We start from the raw sequence: 16,620 nt of genomic DNA, 5'->3' as shown, positions 1-16,620 counted from the left end.
ATGCCCGAGCCACCGATCCTGGTGACCGGCGCCGCGGGCAGCATCGGGGCCGTCGGCCGCACCGTGGTGGAGGAGTTGCGCCGCCGCGAACTGCCCGTGCGCGCCATGGTCCGCCGCGAGGACGAGCGGGCCGAGGCCCTGCGCGCCACGGGCGCGGAGGTGGTGGCGGGCGATCTGACCCGCGCCCCGGATGTGGTCCGGGTGCTGGACGGCTGCGGGCGGATGTACTTCGGCATGAGCGTCTCGCCGACGTACCTGGAGGCGACGATGACCACGGCGGCGGTCGCCCGTGACTACGCGCGGCTGGACGCGCTGGTCAACATGTCGCAGATGACGGTCTCCCAGATGGACCTCACCAGCACCTCGGAGTCGACGCAGCAGCGGGAGCACTGGCTGGCGGAGCAGGCGCTCAACTGGTCCGGGCTGCCCGTCACCCACCTGAGGCCCACCGTCTTCCTGGAGAATCCGCTGTTCTCGGTCTTCGTCTACCGCTCCATCGCGGAGGAGGGCACGATCCGGCTGCCGTTCGGCGCCGGACGCACCTCCCCGGTCGCGGCGCGGGACGTCGCCGCGGTGGTGGCGGCGATCCTGGTGGACCCCTCCTCGCACATCGGCAGGACCTACCATCTGACCGGCCCGGCCTCGGTCGACATGACCACCTTGGCCGAGGAGTTCGCCGACGCGCTCGGCCGGCCGGTCGCCTATGTGGACGTCTCCTACGAGGCCTGGGTCAACCACGACCTGAAGGCGCTGGACCTGCCCGACCACCTCTTCGACCACCTCGCCACGATGGCGCGGCTGCACGCGGAGAACCGCTACGACCGCTGGACCGACGACATCGAGACGATCACGGGAAGGCCCGCGACCGGGGTGCGGGAGTACGTCCGCGAGCACCCCGAGATGTTCACGACATGACGTGGGCGGAACGGAAGCGCGGTGCGAGTACTGCTGGGCATCATCGGCGCCGTCATCGTGCTGGGAATCTTCTCCTCGGTGCTGCGCACCCTGGTCATCCCCCGGCCGACCCCGGCCGGGTTCACCGGGTTCGTCCAGCGCTCGGTCAGCCGGCCGTTCCGCTTCCTGGCCGACCGGCTGCGCGGCATCGAGGCGAAGGACCGGGTGCTGGCCCCGGTGGCGCCGGTGTCCATCGTGATCACCCTGCTGGGCTGGCTGCTCTCCTTCATGATCGGCTACGGGCTGCTGGAGGCCGCGGTGAGCGGTCTTGACGTCCATGAGGGGATCTACGAGGCCGGGTCCTCGCTCTTCACCCTGGGCTTCGCCAGCAGCCGCCGGGCCAGTCTGACCGCCATCGACTTCTGCGCGGCGGCCACCGGCCCCATCGTGGTCGGTCTCCAGATCGGCTATCTGCCCACCCTGTACAACGCCTATCAGCGCCGCGAGACCCAGGTCACCCTGTTGCAGACCCGGGCGGGCGCCCCGCCGTGGGGCCCGGAGATCCTCGCCCGCTACGCCCAGGTGGGTCTGCTGGACGACATCGGCGACCTCTTCCACGGCTGGGAGCAGTGGTGCGCCGTGGTGAGCGAGACCCACACCACCTATCCGGTCCTGATCCACTTCCGCTCCCCCAAGGCCGACCGCAACTGGCTGATCGCCCTGCTGGCGGTGCTGGACGCGGCGGCGCTGCGGACGGCCTTCAACCCCTCGCAGCCACAGGCCCAGACCCGGCTGGCGCTGCGGGCGGGCTTCGTCTGTCTGCGCGACATCGCCGATATCCGCGGCATCCCGTACGACGCCGACCCGCATCCGGACGATCCGGTGCGGCTCGGCTACGAGGACTTCCTGCGCGGGGTGGAGCGGATGCGCGCCTACGGCTATCCGATGGAGCGCACCGCGGAGGAGGCGTGGCCGCACTTCCGCGGCTGGCGGGTGAACTACGAGACGCTCGCCTATCGGCTGGCGCGGGACATCGACGCGGTCCCGGCCCCCTGGTCGGGCCCGCGCCGCACCACGCTGCCCGTCTGGTCCCCGCTGACCCCGGTGGACCGCCGTCCGATGGGTTAGCGCCGGCATACACCCCCAGGGGGTAAATTTCCCCATGGGCATGGATGAGGCCATCGCCGCACGGATACGCGTGATCACCGAGGCGGGTGACGGGCTGAGCGGCCCCGATCTGCTCGGATTCGCGCTCGACCACGCCGTGACGGAGACCGGCGGACTCGGCGGCATGGTGCATCTGCGCGGCCCCGGCGCCCGGTCACCGCAGCTCACGGCGGTGCACGGGCTGATCCGTCCGGTCGCCCGGGACTGGGCGGAGGTCGAGCCGGCCGGGGCGCCGGCGCCCCGGCCCGCGCGATGGCCCAGGGCACACCGGTGTGGGCGCCGACCCTCGGCACCGGGGACGGCACGGGCCCGGCGCTGCCCGCCGGAAGCGGGCTGCTGGCGGTTCCGCTGATCACTCCGGAGGGTCACCGGCGCGCTGTCGGTGCTCATGGCCCCGGCCGAGCGGCCCGCACCGCGGCGGTGGGCGGCCGTCGAGGCGCTGGCCGCGTGGGCCGCCGCGCGGCTGCGGGAAGACCCTCCCGACCGGGGCCGGGACCAGGGCCGGGGCCGGGACCAGGCCCGGGACCATGCCCGGAACCGGGACGGCACCGGCACCTTGCTGGCAAACGACCAGGTGAGCCAGGCGCTCTCGCAGCTCACCGCCGATGACGCGGCGCTGCTCATCGCCCGCACCCCTGCGCTCGCCCCGGACCACATCGTCGCCCGGCCGCTGTCCGGGGGGCCGATCGCCGCGGGCGAGGCGCGCGATCACGTCCGGGACCAGCTGACCCGCTCGGAGCTGGCTCCGCTCACCCCACCGCGGAGCTGCTGGTCAGCGAGTTGGCCGCGAACGCGATCCGGCACGGCAGGGACCCGATCGAGCTGCGGCTGCTGCGCGGCGAGGGGCTGATCTGCGAGGTGACCGACGGCTCCTTGACCACCCCGCGGATCCGCCATGCCTCGGAGACGGACGAGGGCGGGCGCGGACTCCAGCTGGTCTCGGCCCTCTCCCACCGCTGGGGCACCCGCTACACGCCCACCGGCAAGTGCATCTGGACCGAACAGCCACTCCCCTGACGCCCCGCGGAAGACACCCCGCGTAAGGCCCCGTGGAGGGCAGACACCCCGCGTGAGGCAGCGGTGTGGTGTCCGTCGCGCTTCAGCCCGCCCAGGCCCCGCCCCGCGCGGCCCGCCGCGCGTAGTCGGCGAAGTCCCCGGGCTCGCGCCCCAGGACGCGCCGGACGTCGTCCGTCAGATGCGCGTTGCGCCCGTCCAGCAAGGTGGCGAAGAGCTCGGTCAGAAACGCCCCCAGCTCGTCCGGCAGCCCGTGGTCGCGCACCAGCGCGGCCCCGTAACTCTCGGCGGAGACCGGCGCGTAGCGCACCGCGCGGCCCGTCGCCCCGGCGATCTCCGCGGCCGCCTCGGCGAACGTCAGCAGCCTCGGCCCGGTGATCTCGTACGTCCGGTCTCCGGGTGCGTCCCCGGTCAGCGCCGCGACCGCGACCTCGGCGATGTCGTCGGCGTCCACGAAGGGCTCCTTGACGTCCCCGGCCGGGAAGACGATCTCGCCGTCGAGCACCCCGTCGCACAGAACGCCCTCGTCGAAGTTGGCGATCGCGCGCGGCCCGGATCCGTACACGGTCGCCGACGACCCCGCGACCGCGCCCCAGGCGTGGATCCTCCCCGGTGAGGTGTGCCGCACGGCGGACGGCCACGACCTGGCCGAGGCGATGGCGCTGGGGGTGCGCACCTGGGGCAACAGCCCGGACGGCCCGGCCACGATGCTCATCGGCAGCTATCTGCTGGACGGCGAGATCAGCGGGCGGCTGCTGGACGCGCTGCCCCCGCTGCTGGCGCTGGACGGCGGGGTGTGGGACTGCCCGCTGATGCCCTGGCTCGGCGAGGAGATCGTCAAGGACGAGCCCGGGCAGGAGGCGGTCCTGGACCGGCTGCTGGATCTGCTGCTGATCTCGGTGCTGCGGGCCTGGTTCTCCCGGCCGGAGGCCCGGGCGCCTGGCTGGTACCGGGCGCTGGGCGACCCGGTGGTGGGCCGCGCCCTGCGGCTGCTCCAGAACAACCCGGCCCATCCGTGGACGGTGGCCGGGCTCGCCGCCGAGACGGGTGTCTCGCGGGCGGCGCTGGCCCGCCGATTCACCGCGCTGGTGGGCGAGCCGCCCATGGCGTATCTGACCGGCTGGCGGCTGGCGCTCGCGGCGGATCTGCTCCGGGATCCGGAGCACACCCTGGCGGCGGTGGCCCGGCGGGTCGGCTACGGCAGCGCGTTCGCCCTCAGCGCCGCCTTCAAGCGCGAGCGCGGCCTGAGCCCCCAGGCGCATCGCGCATCGGCATTGAGCGCGCATCGGCATTAAGCGCGACTGACGCTTCGGGCAACAAAAGCTCACTCGATTTTTGCCTTCGGGGCGGAGACGCTGGAGGCATGTTCCCCCGCGTCGCCTCTCCCCGCTTCCTCGCCCTGACCGTCCCCGACGGCGACGGCGACGCCACGCCACGCCACGCGGCTGACGCCCCGTCACATGGGCTCGTCTCAGCCCGCGGGCGCGCCGCGCCGCGGCATGCGGCTGACGGGCGGCACCCGCAGACAGCCGTCCGGGCCGCAGGTGGTGGTGCGGTCGTAGAGGTCCATCAGACGGCGGGCGCCGCGCCCGATGTCGTAGCGGTCGACGGCGTCCGGGACCGGGAAGCGCAGCGGGCCCTGGGCGGCCTGTGCGCACAGAGCGGCGGCGAGGGCGGCCGGGCCGGAGGCGATACGGCGGGCGCCGGGCGCGGCGCCGTCGGGCAGCTCGTCGAGGGCGGGGCAGACGGTGTGCAGCACCGGCAGCCCGGCCGCCAGCCCCTCCAGTGCCGCGAGACCGAACGCCTCCTCGGCGGACGGCGAGACCAGGACGTCCATGGCGGCCAGCAGCGCGGGCAGCCCCGCGGGGCGGTCGTCGGCCGGGGCCACCGCGCCGTCGCGCTCCCCCAGCAGCCGGACCCGGTCGGCCACGCCGAGCCGGGCGGACAGGTCCTCCAGGGCGGGGCGCTCGGGGCCCTCGCCGACCAGCAGCAGCCGGGCGTCCGGCACCTCGGCGACGGCCCGCACCGCCGTGTCGAACCGCTTGTCCGCCACCAGGCGCCCCACCCCGCCGACCACGAAGGCCCGCTCGGGGATGCCGAGTCGGGCCCGGGCGGCCGCCCGGGCGGTCGGCTCGAAGCGGAAGTGACGGGCGTCGATCCCGTTGGGCACCAGATGGATCCGGCGGTTGGGCACGCCCCAGTCGCGCAGCCGGTCGGCCACGGCGGCCGAGACGGCGACGGTCGCCGAGCCCAGCCGCTCGGCGGCGAGATAGCGGGCGCGGAGGGCGACGTTGAGCGGACGGCCGTCGATCCGCCGCTCGCCCAGGCTGTGTTCGGTGGCGATCAACGCCCGCACCCCGGCCAGCCGGGCGGCGATCCGGCCGAGCACACACGCCCGGTACAGATGGGTGTGCACCAGGTCGTAGCCGCCGGACCGGATGATCCGCACCAGCCTGGGCACGGTGGTGAGCTGCCGCTCGCGCCCGCCGCCCAGGGGCAGATGGGTGACCGGGATGCCGTCCGCGCGGATGCCGTGCGCGGTGGCGCCGGGGCCCGAGAGGGCGATGACGTCACAGCGGACCGGCATATGGCGCAGCAGCAGCCGCAGTTGCTGTTCGGCTCCTCCGGCCCCGAGGCGGGAGATGATGTGCAGGACTCTCATCGGGCGACTGCGCCCCATCCTCCGTATTCCGATGGGCTTCGATCGGTGCCGACCCTGCCAGACGGCGGGATGTAAATCACGTAAGACGCGCGCCGCTGGGCCGTCGGAGTGGATGCCTTACGGACCGTCAGCAAAGGCGCGCCGAATATCCGATGTGCACGCTCATGCCCCATGGGATTGTTACCTTCTCATCTCGCGCGATGACCTGAAGAATATGGCCCGTATGGGTCATCGTGGCGCGACATTCGGTTCGAGCCAGCCCCGCGGGAGTGCCCAGATGTCTGCACCGACCCCCGTCAGAGATTCCCCCCGGAAAGCCACCGCACGCGCCGTAGCCGGGCCGCCGCCCGCGCGTACCGCGTCGGATTCCCGCGTCCCGCACCACCGCCCCGCCCCGGTATACGAGTACAAGCGGTACAGCGAACTGGCGGGCCCGCTGACCAAGGCCCCCACGGACCGCCCCTACCGGGTGCGCTGCCGGAGCCTGCTGGCGCAGGAGCCGCACCGGATCCGCGCCGCGCTGCTGCTGTGCGCGGCGCCGGTGTGCTCGGCGGTGCTGCTGCTGTGGCTGCTCCACCCCGACCACTGGGTGGAGCGCGACTACGCGCCGGGGTGGCAGCGGGCGGCGGATCTGGCGATGCTGGTCTCGATCGCGCTGATCGAGGGGTTCCGCCTGTTCACGGTCGTCTCCAACGCCCATGCCACGCTGGTGGCGCGGGATCCGGTGCCGGTGGTGGCCACGCCTGGGACCCGGGTGGCGTTCCTGACCAGCTTCGTGCCCGGCAAGGAGCCGATCGCGATGGTCCGGGCCACGCTGGAGGGGGCGGTGCGGATCCGGCACACCGGGCCGCTGGACGTCTGGCTGCTCGACGAGGGGGACGACGACGAGGTCAAGGCGCTGTGCAAGCGGCTGGGCGTACGGCACTTCTCGCGCAAGGGCATCGAGAAGTGGAACCAGCCGAAGGGCGCTTTCCGGGCGCGCACCAAGCACGGGAATTACAACGCCTGGCTGGACGCGCACGGCGACGGTTATGAATTCATGGCGTGTGTGGACACCGACCATGTGCCGCTGCCCAACTTCCTGGAGCGCATGCTGGGTTACTTCCGGGATCCGGATATCGCCTTCGTGGTCGGCCCGCAGGTGTACGGGAATTACGACACCCCGGTCACCAAGGCCGCCGAAAGCCAGCAGTTCCTTTTCCACGCGCTGATCCAGCGGGCCGGAAACGCCTACGGCGGCCCGATGTTCGTGGGCACCAACAACGCGGTGCGGATCAGCGCGCTGCGCTCGATCGGCGGGCTGTACGACTCGATCACCGAGGACATGGCCACCGGCTTCGAGCTGCACCGCCACCGCAACCCGGCGACCCGGAAGAAGTGGCGCTCGGTCTACACCCCCGATGTGCTCGCGGTCGGCGAGGGGCCGAGCACCTGGACGGACTTCTTCACCCAGCAGATGCGGTGGAGCCGCGGCACCTACGAGACCGTGCTCAAGCAGTTCTGGAAGGGCCCGTTCACCCTGTCGCCGGGCAAGCTGCTGAACTACTCGCTGATGATCGCGTACTACCCGATGACCGCGCTCAACTGGCTCCTCTCCGCGCTGTCGTGCGCGCTGTTCCTGGTGCTGGGCGCCGCCGGGATCCACATCCCGGCCGAGATGTGGATGATGCTCTACAGCGACGCGGCGATGCTCCAGGTCGGGCTGTACATCTGGAACCGGCGGCACAACGTCTCCCCGCACGAGCCGGAGGGCTCCGGCGGGCTGGCCGGGATGCTGCTCTCGGCGCTGTCCGCCCCGATCTACGCCAAGTCGCTGTGCGACGCGGTGCTGCGGCGCACCAGCCGGTTCGTGGTCACGCCCAAGGGCGACTCGTCCAGCCCCGACCGGCTCTCCACGTTCCGTATCCATCTGCTGTGGGCGGGGGTGTTCGGCTCCTCGCTGGTCGGCTCGATCTTCCTCGGTCACACCCATGCGGTGATGCGGATCTGGGCGGTGCTCGCCCTGGCCCTGTGTCTGGCACCGGTGGCGATCTGGTCGGTGGGGCTGCTGCGCCGCGGCCGGAAGCGTCCGGCGCGCGGCACGGTGCCGACGGCGCGCGACGCGGCCAGCCCCTGCGCGACACCGAAGGACAAACCGAAGGACAAACCGAAGGACAAGGAGAAGGCGCCGGTCTGCGCGCTGTGACCGGCGGCCCGGGCCCGTCGGGCCCCTGAGCGGATCGGCGGAAATCGGCTGCGGTTCGGAGGCGCCCCGAAGGGGCGCGGGGCTGTGTCGCTATGCGGCTCCGCCACGCGGGCGCGACCGGCCACGACGGCGCCGCAGCCGATCGGCGGCAGGTCAGGGCACTTCCAGCGGAGCGCTTAGCGGTGGGGGGCGTTACGGGCCAGGTCGAGGGCGTACTTGGTCCACCAGTGGCCCGCCGGGGGCCCGCCGTTGCAGGTGCCGTCGGACTCCCCGGGCCGTTTGATCCACAGATAGGCGTCCACGAGGGGGTCCCCGGTGTGGGTGCTGGGCGGCTCGCCCAGCGCCCGCCCCGGCGGGTTGCACCAGCGGTCCCGCGCCCGGATGCCGTGCCGGGCCGCGCCGCGGGCCCGCAGCGGGCCGTTGCCGTTGCGGCTGGTGTCGATGATGAAGTGGGCCTTGTCGAGGGCGGTGGAGAGCCGATGGCCGTACGCCTTGGTGCGGCGGGTCGGCTGGAAGTTGGAGACGTTCAGCGCGAAGCCGTCCGCCTGCTCGATACCGGCCTCGCGCAGCGGCCGCACCAGCCGGGCGGGATTCTTGATCCAGCTCGGGTTCCCCGCGTCCAGGTACACCTTGACGTGGGGCAGCGCGGCGAACAGGGCGACCGCGTCACGGAGCATCTCCAGCCGGGCCTTGCGCAGCCTGCGCGGCACACAGCCGTCGACCAGCTGGGCCACCGCGTCGGGCTCCAGGACGACGATCGCCCGGCGATCTCCGATGCCGAGCGTGAACTGCTCGATCCACCACCGGTAGGCTGCGCGGTTCCGTGCGCCGCCCGCCGAGTAGCGCCCGCAGTCGCGGTACGGGATGTGATAGGCCACCAGAACCGGGGTGGACCCGGTCCGCGCCGCCGATTCGGTGATGGAGCGGGCCCGTTCCCGGGGCGGCGCGGGGCCGAACCATTCCGCGACCGGCTGCTGGGCGATCCGCCGGATGAGCGCGGCGTCGCCGTTCTTTCCCTCGTGTTCTCGTTCATGGGCCTGCCGGGCGGCGGGGCTGTCCGGGTTCACCCAGAGCCCGCCGCGCCGCATCGAGGACTCGAACATGCGGCATCCGTTCAGCGGAAGCATCACCGCGAGGCAAACGGCGGCATGCAGCCAAAGCCGCATAACGGTTGCCCTTGCACCTTTCTCTCGCATGCGACGAATCATGGCACCGCGTGTCGCGGGTTCAGTGCTCTCGGCGCTCCCGCGCGTCCTCGTCCGTACGCCACAGAGGGTGCTCCCGGGCCGCCCACGCCCGCTCGACCCGGCCCGTGCGCATCCCGCGCCGGGCCTCCGGATCGGCGAGCGCCTTGCCGATATGGCCGAGCAGGACGATCCCGATGGCCAGCGCCAGCCAGTCGTGGACGAAGGTGGCGCTGGTGCGCCACACCAGCGGGGCCAGACCGGTGAACCACATCAGCAGCCCGGTGCCCGCCATCACCAGCACCGCGCCCGCGATGTACCCCGCGTACAGCTTCTGCCCGGCGTTGAACTTCCCCGCCGGGCGCTCCTGGGGCCGGTGGTCGCGCCGCAGCGCCGCGCGCAGCCAGCGGCGGTCGTGCGGGCCGAAGCGGTTGAGGCGGGTGAGATCGGCGCGGAAGGCGCGGGAGACCAGGCCGAGCAGGACCGGGAGGGGCGTCAGGATGCCGGTCCACTCATGGACGGTGACGACGAGCGCGCGCCGGCCGACGAGTTCGGCGAGCGCGGGCAGATAGAGGCAGGCCGCGCTGACCACGCACGCGCCCAGCAGGAGCGCCGTGGTGCGGTGGATCCAGCGCTCGGCGGGGCTGAACCGGAGCACCCGGGAGCCGCCGTCCCGCTCCCCGGCCCGGGGCGCAGGGGCCGTCGTCCGCTCAGGCTGTGGGGTCATCGTCGCGTCCGTTCGACTTGCCGACCCAGGCGTCGACGTCATAGCCCCGCTCCTCCCAATAGCCGGGCCGCACCTCATCGGTGACGGTGATACCGGAGAGCCACTTCGCCGACTTGTAGAAGTACATCGGCGCCACATACAGCCGCACCGGCCCGCCGTGGGAGTGGCCGAGCGGCTTGTCCCGCAGCCTCAGCGTGACCAGCACGTCGGGCCGCCGCGCCTGATCCAGGGTCAGGCTCTCGCTGTACGCGCCGTCGAAGCAGGTGAAGCGGACCGCCTTGGCGTCCCGGCGCACTCCGGCGGCGTCGAGCAGCGCCGACAGCCGCACCCCCTCGAACGGGGTCTCGGGCACCCGCCAGCCGGTGACGCACTGGACGTCGCGCACCAGGCGGGTCTGCGGCAGCGCGCGCAGATCGGCGAGGCGGTACGCGCCGGGCTTGTCGACGAGTCCGTCGACGGTGAGGCGGTAGCTGTCGGCGTCCTTGTGGGGCACGGAGGAGGTGACGGAGTAGTAGCGGAACCCCCCGCCGTTGGGGAGGAGTCCGGTCACCCCCGTCGGGTCCTTGTCGGCCACCGCGCCCAGGGCGGTCTCCAACCTGCCCTGGAGCCAGGGGGCCGCGGCCATCGCGCCCGCGCCGAGGCCCAGCATGCCGAGGACGAGGCGCCGGCCGACGGGCGTGCCGTCGCCGTCCGGTCCGGCACCGGTGTTGGGGTCCATGGATTGATGAGAGCACCGGGCGGGGGTGGTGCGCCATCTCCTGCCGGGATTCGTCAGACTTCGGTAAGACTCCGGGAGCCGGCGGCGTACCAGGGGGTCACGCCACTACGGTCTACCCCACCGCGGTCTACCCCACCGCCTCGGCCGCCGCCCGGCCCGCCGTACGGCCCGAGAAGAGGCAGCCGCCCAGGAACGTGCCCTCCAGGGAGCGGTAGCCGTGCACTCCCCCGCCGCCGAAGCCCGCCGCCTCCCCGGCCGCGTAGACGCCGGGCAGCGGTTCGCCGCCCTCGGTCAGGACGCGGGAGGAGAGGTCGGTCTCGAGGCCGCCGAGCGTCTTACGGGTCAGGATGTGCAGCCGCACGGCGATCAGCGGGCCCGCCTTCGGGTCGAGGATGCGGTGCGGGGCGGCGGTGCGGATGAGCCGGTCGGCGATGTACTTGCGAGTCCCGCGCAGGGCGGTGACCTGGAGGTCCTTGGTGTAGGGGTTGGCGATCTCGCGGTCCCGGGCGACGATCTCCCGGCGCAGCTCTGCCTCGTCGATGAGCGGCTCCTTGGTGAGCTCGTTCATCCGCCGGACCAGCGTCGGCAGCGACCGCTCGACGATGAAGTCCGCGCCGTGGTCCATGAACGCCTGGACCGGGCCCGGCGCCCCGGCCCGCCCGCGGCCGATCACATCGCGGACGCTCTTGCCGGTGAGGTCCGGGTTCTGCTCGGAGCCGGAGAGCGCGAACTCCTTCTCGATGATCTTCCGGGTGAGCACGAACCACGTGTAGTCGTGGCCGGTCCGCATGATGTGCTCGAGCGTGCCGAGGGTGTCGAAGCCGGGGAACAGCGGCACCGGCAACCGCTTGCCGCGCGCGTCGAACCACAGCGAGGACGGGCCGGGCAGGATGCGGATGCCGTGCCGGGGCCAGATGGGGTTCCAGTTCTGGATGCCCTCGGTGTAGTGCCACATCCGGTCGCGGTTGATGATCCGTCCGCCGGCCTCCTCGGCGATGCCGAGCATCCGGCCGTCCACATGGGCCGGGACCCCGGAGATCATCCGCTCGGGCGGGGAGCCGAGCCGCTCGGGCCAGTTGGCGCGGACGAGGTCGTGGTTGCCGCCGATGCCGCCGGAGGTGATGATCACGGCCTGGGCGCGCAGTTCGAAGGCGCCGGTGACCTCGCGGCCGCTGGGGCTGCCGCGCTCGGCCTGGCTGGGCTCCAGGATGTCGCCGGTGACGGTGTCGACCGTGCCCGCGCTGCGGGCCAGCCCCGTCACCCGGTGCCGGAAGCGCAACTCGACCAGGCCGCGGGCGACGGCCGCCCGCACCCGCCGCTCGAAGGGGGCGACGATGCCGGGTCCTGTGCCCCAGGTGATGTGGAAGCGGGGCACCGAATTGCCGTGCCCGGTGGCGTCGTAGCCGCCGCGCTCGGCCCAGCCGACGAGCGGGAACAGCCGCAGCCCCTGGGCGTGCAGCCAGGACCGCTTCTCGCCCGCCGCGAAGTCCACGTACGCCTCGGCCCAGCGGCGTGGCCAGTGGTCCTCCTCGCGGTCGAACCCGGCCGTGCCCAGCCAGTCCTGCCAGGCGAGTTCATGGCTGTCGCGGATGCGCAGACGGCGCTGCTCGGGTGAGTCGACGAGGAAGAGGCCGCCGAAGGACCAGTGGGCCTGGCCGCCGAGCGACTGCTCGGGCTCCTGGTCGAGCAGGATCACCTTACGGCCGGCGTCGGCCAGTTCGGCGGTGGCCGCGAGGCCCGCGAGCCCCGCGCCGACCACGATCACATCCGCGTCGTACGCCATGGTGTGGTGTCCCGTTCTCGTGAGCCCGCCGACGGCCACCGGCGGTGTGCCGACGGTGTACCGCCGGAGTGACGGCGTTCCGCCGGAGTCATGACCGCCGATCCTGCCTACCGGCTAGTACGGCGTCAACCCGGGTGTGGGAGCGGTTTCCGGCCGCCGCCGGCCCGGTGCCGCCCCGGTGCCGGACGGCCAACTCCCTCCGCGCAACCTGGGCGTGGAACAAAAGATCACATTCGTTCACTGACATTGGACAGGGTTCGGCCAAACGGGCATCATCATCGACCATGGCTGACCGCTCCGTTGAGCACTCAGGGCCGAGGCCCGATGTCGAACGTCGTGTGGTGAACCCGACGCTCATCACGCCCGGCCCACAGCCCCTCGAAGCCGGGCCGCCCGCGGACGAGGCACAGGTGCTCCGCGGCGAGGTGATCGGGCCCCGGCACGCCCGCCGCCGCCCGGTGGACAACCGGCGCAAGGCGGCCGCCGGGGCGATTCTGCTGTCGGCCACGGGCGCGGCCACCGCGCTCTTCATGCTCATGGGCAAGGACGCCCGTCAGGCGACGGCCGCCTCCGGCCACGACAGCTCGTCGGCCGCGCCCGACGAGCCCGAGAGCCATGCCGTCCCGTACGCCGAGGCGGCGAAGGGCGAGACCCCACTGCGTGGCGCCCGCGCCGAGAAGCCCGAGCCGCAGCCTCCGGCCGCCGCCCAGCCGACCGCTCAGGCCCCGGCGGGCGACTCCACACCGGACAAGCCCGCGGCGTCGTCGTCCGGCAAGGGCCGCTCCACCCCGTCCTGGCCGGGGTGGTCGTCCCGGGGACCGGGGCAGTACGACGACTGGCAGGACGCGGTGGACGCGTTCGACAGCTGGGCCGAGCGGCAGGCGAGACAGCACGGCCAGGACGGCGGCTCCGGGCCGTACGGGCCGGGCCAGGGCCAGGGCGGCGGCTACGGCGGCGGGTACGGGAACGGCGGCGGGTACGGGAACGGGAACGGCGGCGGAGACGGCTACGGCGGCGGCTATGGCGGCGGGAACGGCCCTGGCGGCGGCTACGGCGGGGGCAACGGCCATGGCGGCGGGAACGGCCACGGCGGGGGCTATGGCGGCGGGTACGGGGGCGGCTACGGCGGTGGCCACCGGCGCTGACCGCGCCCCCGATCTGCTTGTATGGCGGTATGCCTGATCAGGAACCGCTTTCCGCCGACGAACTGCTGGACATCGTGGACGAGCGGGATCGCGTGGTGGGCCAGGCCCGACGTGGTGACGCCATGGCCCACCGGCTCCGCCACCGCTGCGTCTTCATCCAGGCGCGGGACGCCCAGGGCCGGATCTTCGTCCACCGCCGCACCGCCGGGAAGCTGGTCTTCCCCTCGCTGTACGACATGTTCGTCGGCGGGGTCGTCGGCGCGGGCGAGGGCTACGACGAGGCGGCGCTGCGCGAGGCGGAGGAGGAGCTGGGGGTGCGCGGGCTGCCCGCGCCCGTACCGCTGTTCTCGTTCCTCTACGAGACGCCCGAGCACACCTGGTGGAGCCGGGTCTACGAGGTGCGCTGCGAGCTGCCGGTCGATCCGCAGACCGAGGAGGTCGCCTGGCACGCCTTTCTCACCGAGGAGGAGCTGACGCGGCGGCTGCCGGAGTGGGAGTGGGTGCCGGACGGGTGGGAGGCGTACCGGCGGCTGGTGGAGTGGCGGCGTGAGAAGGTCGAAAGGTGACGGATTCTTCCGGGCCCGGGCCTTCGGAGCCTTCCCGCCACACCGAGCCGCGTGACGGTGGCCGCACCTCGGTGGTCTCGGACATCCGGCTGTGGTTCGCGCCGGAGCGGCTGCGGGAGGAGGGCGACACCCCCGACTACCGCTTCTCGCTCGCCAACGAACGGACCTTCCTGGCGTGGCTGCGCACCGCGATGGCGCTGGTGGGCGGCGGGTTCGCGGTCGACCAGTTCCTCCCGGAGACCGGCCGCCCGCTGCGGCTCGCGCTGGCGCTCATACTGCTGGCGGCCGGCGCGCTGTGCGCCCTGCGGGCCATCAGCCACTGGGTCCGCTGCGAGCGGGCCATGCGGCGCGGCGAGGACCTGCCGGTGTCCCGCTTCCCGATCGCGCTGGGGCTCGCGGTCGGGGTGGTCGCACTGCTGATGGTGATCGTGGCCGCCTTCGGGTGGGGCGGGTGAGCCGGGAGGTGTGAGGCGATGCCGGAAGGGAATGGGACCGACGGATCCCGCACGCGGGACCGGGACCCCGGCCTCCAGCCGGAGCGGACGCGGCTGGCGTGGCGCCGTACGACGCTGGCGTGCGCGGTGGCCGCCTCGCTCGCGGGCCGGCAGACGCTGCACAGCGGAATCGACCCGGTCTCGCTCGTGGTCCTGGCCCTGGTGGTGCTGGCCTGGCTGGCCTTCCTGGCCCTGGCCCACCACCGCATCCGGGCCATGCACGCGCCCCGGCCGCCCGCCCTGTCCCCGCGGGCGGCCGCGGCCGCGGTCACGTGCACGGTGGCGCTGGCGGTGCTGGGGGCGGCGACGCTGCGATAGGGGGCCCGGCTGGCTGGGGCCGGGGATGCGGGCATGGCCCGGGGGTGCGGGCATGGCCCGGGGGTGCGGGCATGGCCCGGGGGTGCGGGCATGGCCCGGGGGTGCGAGTGCGGGCCGGGGGGCCAGTGCGGCCTGGGGCGCCTGCGGCGGGCGATTCCCCACCCCGCCCCTTCCCGATACAAAGGGCTCCGCCCCTTGACCCCACCGGGGCTCCGCCCCGGCCCCCAGCCGCGCCGGCGCACACGCTGGCCCCGCGCGCACACGTCCCGTGGCGAGCCACGCCCCGCACTCGTGCAGGACCGGGGACAGGGCCCGGGGCGGGGCCGCGCACCGCCCAGAACCCAGGCAGAGCCCTGGCGAGGCCCAAGCGGCGGAGCCCTAGTGGGGCCCGGGGCAGAGCCCTGGCGGGGTCAAGGGGCGGAGCCCCTTGTTTCGGGAAGGGGCGGGGAGGGGAACAGCCCGCCGCAGGCGCCCCACGCCCCCACCTGAGCCCCGCGCCTGAGCCCCGGACCGGCGCCCAGGGCGGAACCCCGACGGGTCAAGGGGCGGAGCCCCTTGTTGGAGAGGGGCGGGGTGGGGGATTGGTCCGCCGCGGGCGGGCTGTGCTCAGTCCACCGTGATGGCGATCTTGCCCCTGACGTGCCCCTCCATGCTCAGCCGCTGCGCATCCGCCGTCTTCTGCAGGGGGAAGACCGCGGAGACCTCGACCCCGAGGGCGCCGCGCTCGGCGAGGTCGGTGAGGTCCTGGAGGTCGTCGGGATCGGGGCGGACGAAGACGTAGCGGCCGCCCAGGCCGAGGACGGCGGGGTCGGCGATGGAGGCCAGGCGGCCTCCGGGGGCGAGGAGTTCGGAGGAGACGGCAAGCGCGTCGCCGCCGACGAGGTCGAGCACGGCGTCCACGCCGTTCGGCGCGAGGGCGCGGACCCGGTCGGCGAGCCCGTCCCCGTACACCGTCGGCTCGGCGCCCAGCGCGCGCAGATACTCGTGGTTGCGCTCCCCCGCCGTGCCGATCACCCGGGCCCCCATGTGCCGCGCCAACTGCACCGCCATCGAGCCGACGCCGCCCGCCCCCGCGTGCACCAGCACCGTGTCGCCCTCGCCGACCCTCAGCGCCCGCACCAGGCACTGGTACGCCGTCAGGCCCGCCAGCGGGATGCCCGCGGCCTGGGTGAAGGAGAGGTTCCGCGGTTTGCGGGCGAGGGTGCGAACGGGCGCGGCCACGTACTCGGCGCAGGTGCCCCGGGAGAGGAAGTCCTCCCGTACGTACCCGATCACCTCGTCACCGGGCTGGAACTCCGTCACCGCCGGGCCCGGCTGCTCCACCACCCCCGCGACGTCCCAGCCGGGGATGACCGGGAAGACCGCGTCCAGGACCGGTTCGAGGTATCCGGCCTGCGCCTTCCAGTCGACGGGGTTCACGGCGGCGGCCTTGACCCTGATCAGCACGGAGTCGGGGCCGACCTTGGGCTCCGGCCGCTCCCCGTACTCCAGGATCTCGGGGCCGCCGTAGCGGCGGTAGCTGATGGCCTTCATGGTGACGCTCCTCGCGGTCTTCGCGGTTCGTGGCGGGTTCGCGGGTTCGCGGGTTCGTTCGCAGGTTCGTTCGCGGGTTCGCGGTCTGTTTCGCGGGTTCGCGGCTTCCTTCGTCGGCTCGCGCTTTCGTTCGCGGGTTCCCCGTCCCGGCCTGTTCTTGCCCGCCCCTCCCCTTCGACGCTCCTGCTCGCCCACCGCCACCGCAAATCCGCACCCCTCCACACCCATCC

Annotated in this window: 16 protein-coding genes and 1 pseudogene; 10 read left to right on the top strand and 7 right to left on the bottom strand. The window is 73.4% G+C overall.

All coding sequences use genetic code 11. From position 1 onward, the window contains the following. The 4 genes from KHP12_RS38755 to KHP12_RS53010 all read left to right on the top strand — a co-directional run bounded on the left by KHP12_RS38755 (position 1) and on the right by KHP12_RS53010 (position 3,078). The gene (locus tag KHP12_RS38755) at positions 1–915 is read left to right on the top strand and encodes an NAD(P)H-binding protein (RefSeq protein WP_086884689.1); all 915 of its coding nucleotides are present in this window, start codon (positions 1–3) and stop codon (positions 913–915) included. Positions 916–936: 21 nt separating this feature from the next. Next, on the top strand, positions 937–2,022 hold the full coding sequence (locus tag KHP12_RS38750) for a hypothetical protein (protein ID WP_086884690.1): 1,086 nt from the start codon (positions 937–939) through the stop codon (positions 2,020–2,022). A 34-nt stretch (positions 2,023–2,056) separates the two neighbouring features. Beyond that, a complete protein-coding gene (locus tag KHP12_RS38745; protein ID WP_086884691.1) occupies positions 2,057–2,413 on the top strand; it encodes a hypothetical protein in 357 nt (118 codons plus the stop codon). A gap of 428 nt (positions 2,414–2,841) precedes the next feature. Further along, positions 2,842–3,078, top strand: a complete 237-nt coding sequence (locus KHP12_RS53010; RefSeq protein WP_086884692.1) for an ATP-binding protein — start codon at positions 2,842–2,844, stop codon at positions 3,076–3,078. An 82-nt stretch (positions 3,079–3,160) separates the two neighbouring features. Here the strand turns inward: KHP12_RS53010 and KHP12_RS38735 are convergent, their stop codons facing one another. Beyond that, complete coding sequence (locus KHP12_RS38735) at positions 3,161–3,640, bottom strand: Rossmann-fold NAD(P)-binding domain-containing protein (RefSeq protein ID WP_245010060.1); 480 nt, start codon at positions 3,638–3,640, stop codon at positions 3,161–3,163. Between KHP12_RS38735 and KHP12_RS38730 the strand changes: the two are divergent. Beyond that, positions 3,609–4,370 (top strand): annotated as a pseudogene (locus KHP12_RS38730) (AraC family transcriptional regulator); the annotation flags it as partial. The gene KHP12_RS38735 and the pseudogene KHP12_RS38730 overlap by 32 nt on opposite strands. Positions 4,371–4,546: 176 nt before the next feature. Here the strand turns inward: KHP12_RS38730 and KHP12_RS38725 are convergent. Further along, on the bottom strand, positions 4,547–5,737 hold the full coding sequence (locus tag KHP12_RS38725) for a glycosyltransferase (protein ID WP_211834216.1): 1,191 nt from the start codon (positions 5,735–5,737) through the stop codon (positions 4,547–4,549). A 277-nt stretch (positions 5,738–6,014) separates the two neighbouring features. On the opposite strand from KHP12_RS38725, the gene KHP12_RS38720 reads away from it, so the two are divergent. Further along, positions 6,015–7,922, top strand: coding sequence for a glycosyltransferase family 2 protein (locus KHP12_RS38720; protein WP_086885377.1), 1,908 nt, complete (start codon positions 6,015–6,017; stop codon positions 7,920–7,922). A 176-nt stretch (positions 7,923–8,098) separates the two neighbouring features. Here KHP12_RS38720 and KHP12_RS38715 read toward each other — a convergent pair whose 3' ends face one another. From KHP12_RS38715 to KHP12_RS38700, 4 genes are all read right to left on the bottom strand, one after another. Beyond that, the gene (locus tag KHP12_RS38715) at positions 8,099–9,025 is read right to left on the bottom strand and encodes a glycoside hydrolase family 6 protein (RefSeq protein WP_241787602.1); all 927 of its coding nucleotides are present in this window, start codon (positions 9,023–9,025) and stop codon (positions 8,099–8,101) included. 124 nt (positions 9,026–9,149) lie between these two features. Beyond that, complete coding sequence (locus KHP12_RS38710; RefSeq protein ID WP_078559101.1) at positions 9,150–9,833, bottom strand: cytochrome b/b6 domain-containing protein; 684 nt, start codon at positions 9,831–9,833, stop codon at positions 9,150–9,152. Then, positions 9,817–10,551, bottom strand: a complete 735-nt coding sequence (locus KHP12_RS38705; RefSeq protein WP_211834215.1) for a molybdopterin-dependent oxidoreductase — start codon at positions 10,549–10,551, stop codon at positions 9,817–9,819. Before KHP12_RS38705 ends, KHP12_RS38710 begins: the two co-directional genes overlap by 17 nt. 127 nt (positions 10,552–10,678) lie before the next feature. Then, the gene (locus KHP12_RS38700) at positions 10,679–12,334 is read right to left on the bottom strand and encodes an FAD-binding dehydrogenase (RefSeq protein ID WP_211834214.1); all 1,656 of its coding nucleotides are present in this window, start codon (positions 12,332–12,334) and stop codon (positions 10,679–10,681) included. Between the two features lie 341 nt (positions 12,335–12,675). Here KHP12_RS38700 and KHP12_RS38695 point away from each other — a divergent pair, with 341 nt between their 5' ends. The 4 genes from KHP12_RS38695 to KHP12_RS38680 all read left to right on the top strand — a co-directional run bounded on the left by KHP12_RS38695 (position 12,676) and on the right by KHP12_RS38680 (position 14,857). Then, positions 12,676–13,479, top strand: a complete 804-nt coding sequence (locus tag KHP12_RS38695) for a hypothetical protein (RefSeq protein ID WP_210609111.1) — start codon at positions 12,676–12,678, stop codon at positions 13,477–13,479. A 29-nt stretch (positions 13,480–13,508) separates the two neighbouring features. Next, positions 13,509–14,045 carry an NUDIX domain-containing protein gene (locus tag KHP12_RS38690; RefSeq protein ID WP_086885814.1) on the top strand — a complete coding sequence of 179 codons (537 nt, stop codon included), beginning with the start codon at positions 13,509–13,511 and terminating at the stop codon, positions 14,043–14,045. 71 nt (positions 14,046–14,116) lie between these two features. Next, on the top strand, positions 14,117–14,500 hold the full coding sequence (locus tag KHP12_RS38685; RefSeq protein ID WP_244203393.1) for a YidH family protein: 384 nt from the start codon (positions 14,117–14,119) through the stop codon (positions 14,498–14,500). A gap of 18 nt (positions 14,501–14,518) precedes the next feature. After that, positions 14,519–14,857: a DUF202 domain-containing protein gene (locus KHP12_RS38680; protein ID WP_086885816.1), complete on the top strand. Its 339-nt coding sequence runs from the start codon at positions 14,519–14,521 to the stop codon at positions 14,855–14,857. 606 nt (positions 14,858–15,463) lie between these two features. On the opposite strand, the gene KHP12_RS38675 is transcribed toward KHP12_RS38680, so the two are convergent. Beyond that, positions 15,464–16,390 carry an NADP-dependent oxidoreductase gene (locus KHP12_RS38675; protein WP_211834213.1) on the bottom strand — a complete coding sequence of 309 codons (927 nt, stop codon included), beginning with the start codon at positions 16,388–16,390 and terminating at the stop codon, positions 15,464–15,466. Positions 16,391–16,620 lie beyond the last annotated feature (230 nt).

It is taken from the genome of Streptomyces asiaticus, from assembly GCF_018138715.1.
In the GTDB taxonomy this organism is placed as follows: domain Bacteria; phylum Actinomycetota; class Actinomycetes; order Streptomycetales; family Streptomycetaceae; genus Streptomyces; species Streptomyces asiaticus.
This window is presented reverse-complemented; position numbering and strand designations above follow the sequence as displayed.

Coding starts and splice junctions, on each gene's coding strand:
- KHP12_RS38755 (WP_086884689.1), top strand. CDS start 1: ATGCCCGAGCCACCGATCCTGGTGACCGGCGCCGCGGGCAGCATCGGG.
- KHP12_RS38745 (WP_086884691.1), top strand. CDS start 2,057: ATGGGCATGGATGAGGCCATCGCCGCACGGATACGCGTGATCACCGAG.
- KHP12_RS38725 (WP_211834216.1), bottom strand. CDS start 5,737: ATGAGAGTCCTGCACATCATCTCCCGCCTCGGGGCCGGAGGAGCCGAA.
- KHP12_RS38720 (WP_086885377.1), top strand. CDS start 6,015: ATGTCTGCACCGACCCCCGTCAGAGATTCCCCCCGGAAAGCCACCGCA.
- KHP12_RS38715 (WP_241787602.1), bottom strand. CDS start 9,025: ATGTTCGAGTCCTCGATGCGGCGCGGCGGGCTCTGGGTGAACCCGGAC.
- KHP12_RS38710 (WP_078559101.1), bottom strand. CDS start 9,833: ATGACCCCACAGCCTGAGCGGACGACGGCCCCTGCGCCCCGGGCCGGG.
- KHP12_RS38705 (WP_211834215.1), bottom strand. CDS start 10,551: ATGGACCCCAACACCGGTGCCGGACCGGACGGCGACGGCACGCCCGTC.
- KHP12_RS38700 (WP_211834214.1), bottom strand. CDS start 12,334: ATGGCGTACGACGCGGATGTGATCGTGGTCGGCGCGGGGCTCGCGGGC.
- KHP12_RS38690 (WP_086885814.1), top strand. CDS start 13,509: ATGCCTGATCAGGAACCGCTTTCCGCCGACGAACTGCTGGACATCGTG.
- KHP12_RS38680 (WP_086885816.1), top strand. CDS start 14,519: ATGCCGGAAGGGAATGGGACCGACGGATCCCGCACGCGGGACCGGGAC.
- KHP12_RS38675 (WP_211834213.1), bottom strand. CDS start 16,390: ATGAAGGCCATCAGCTACCGCCGCTACGGCGGCCCCGAGATCCTGGAG.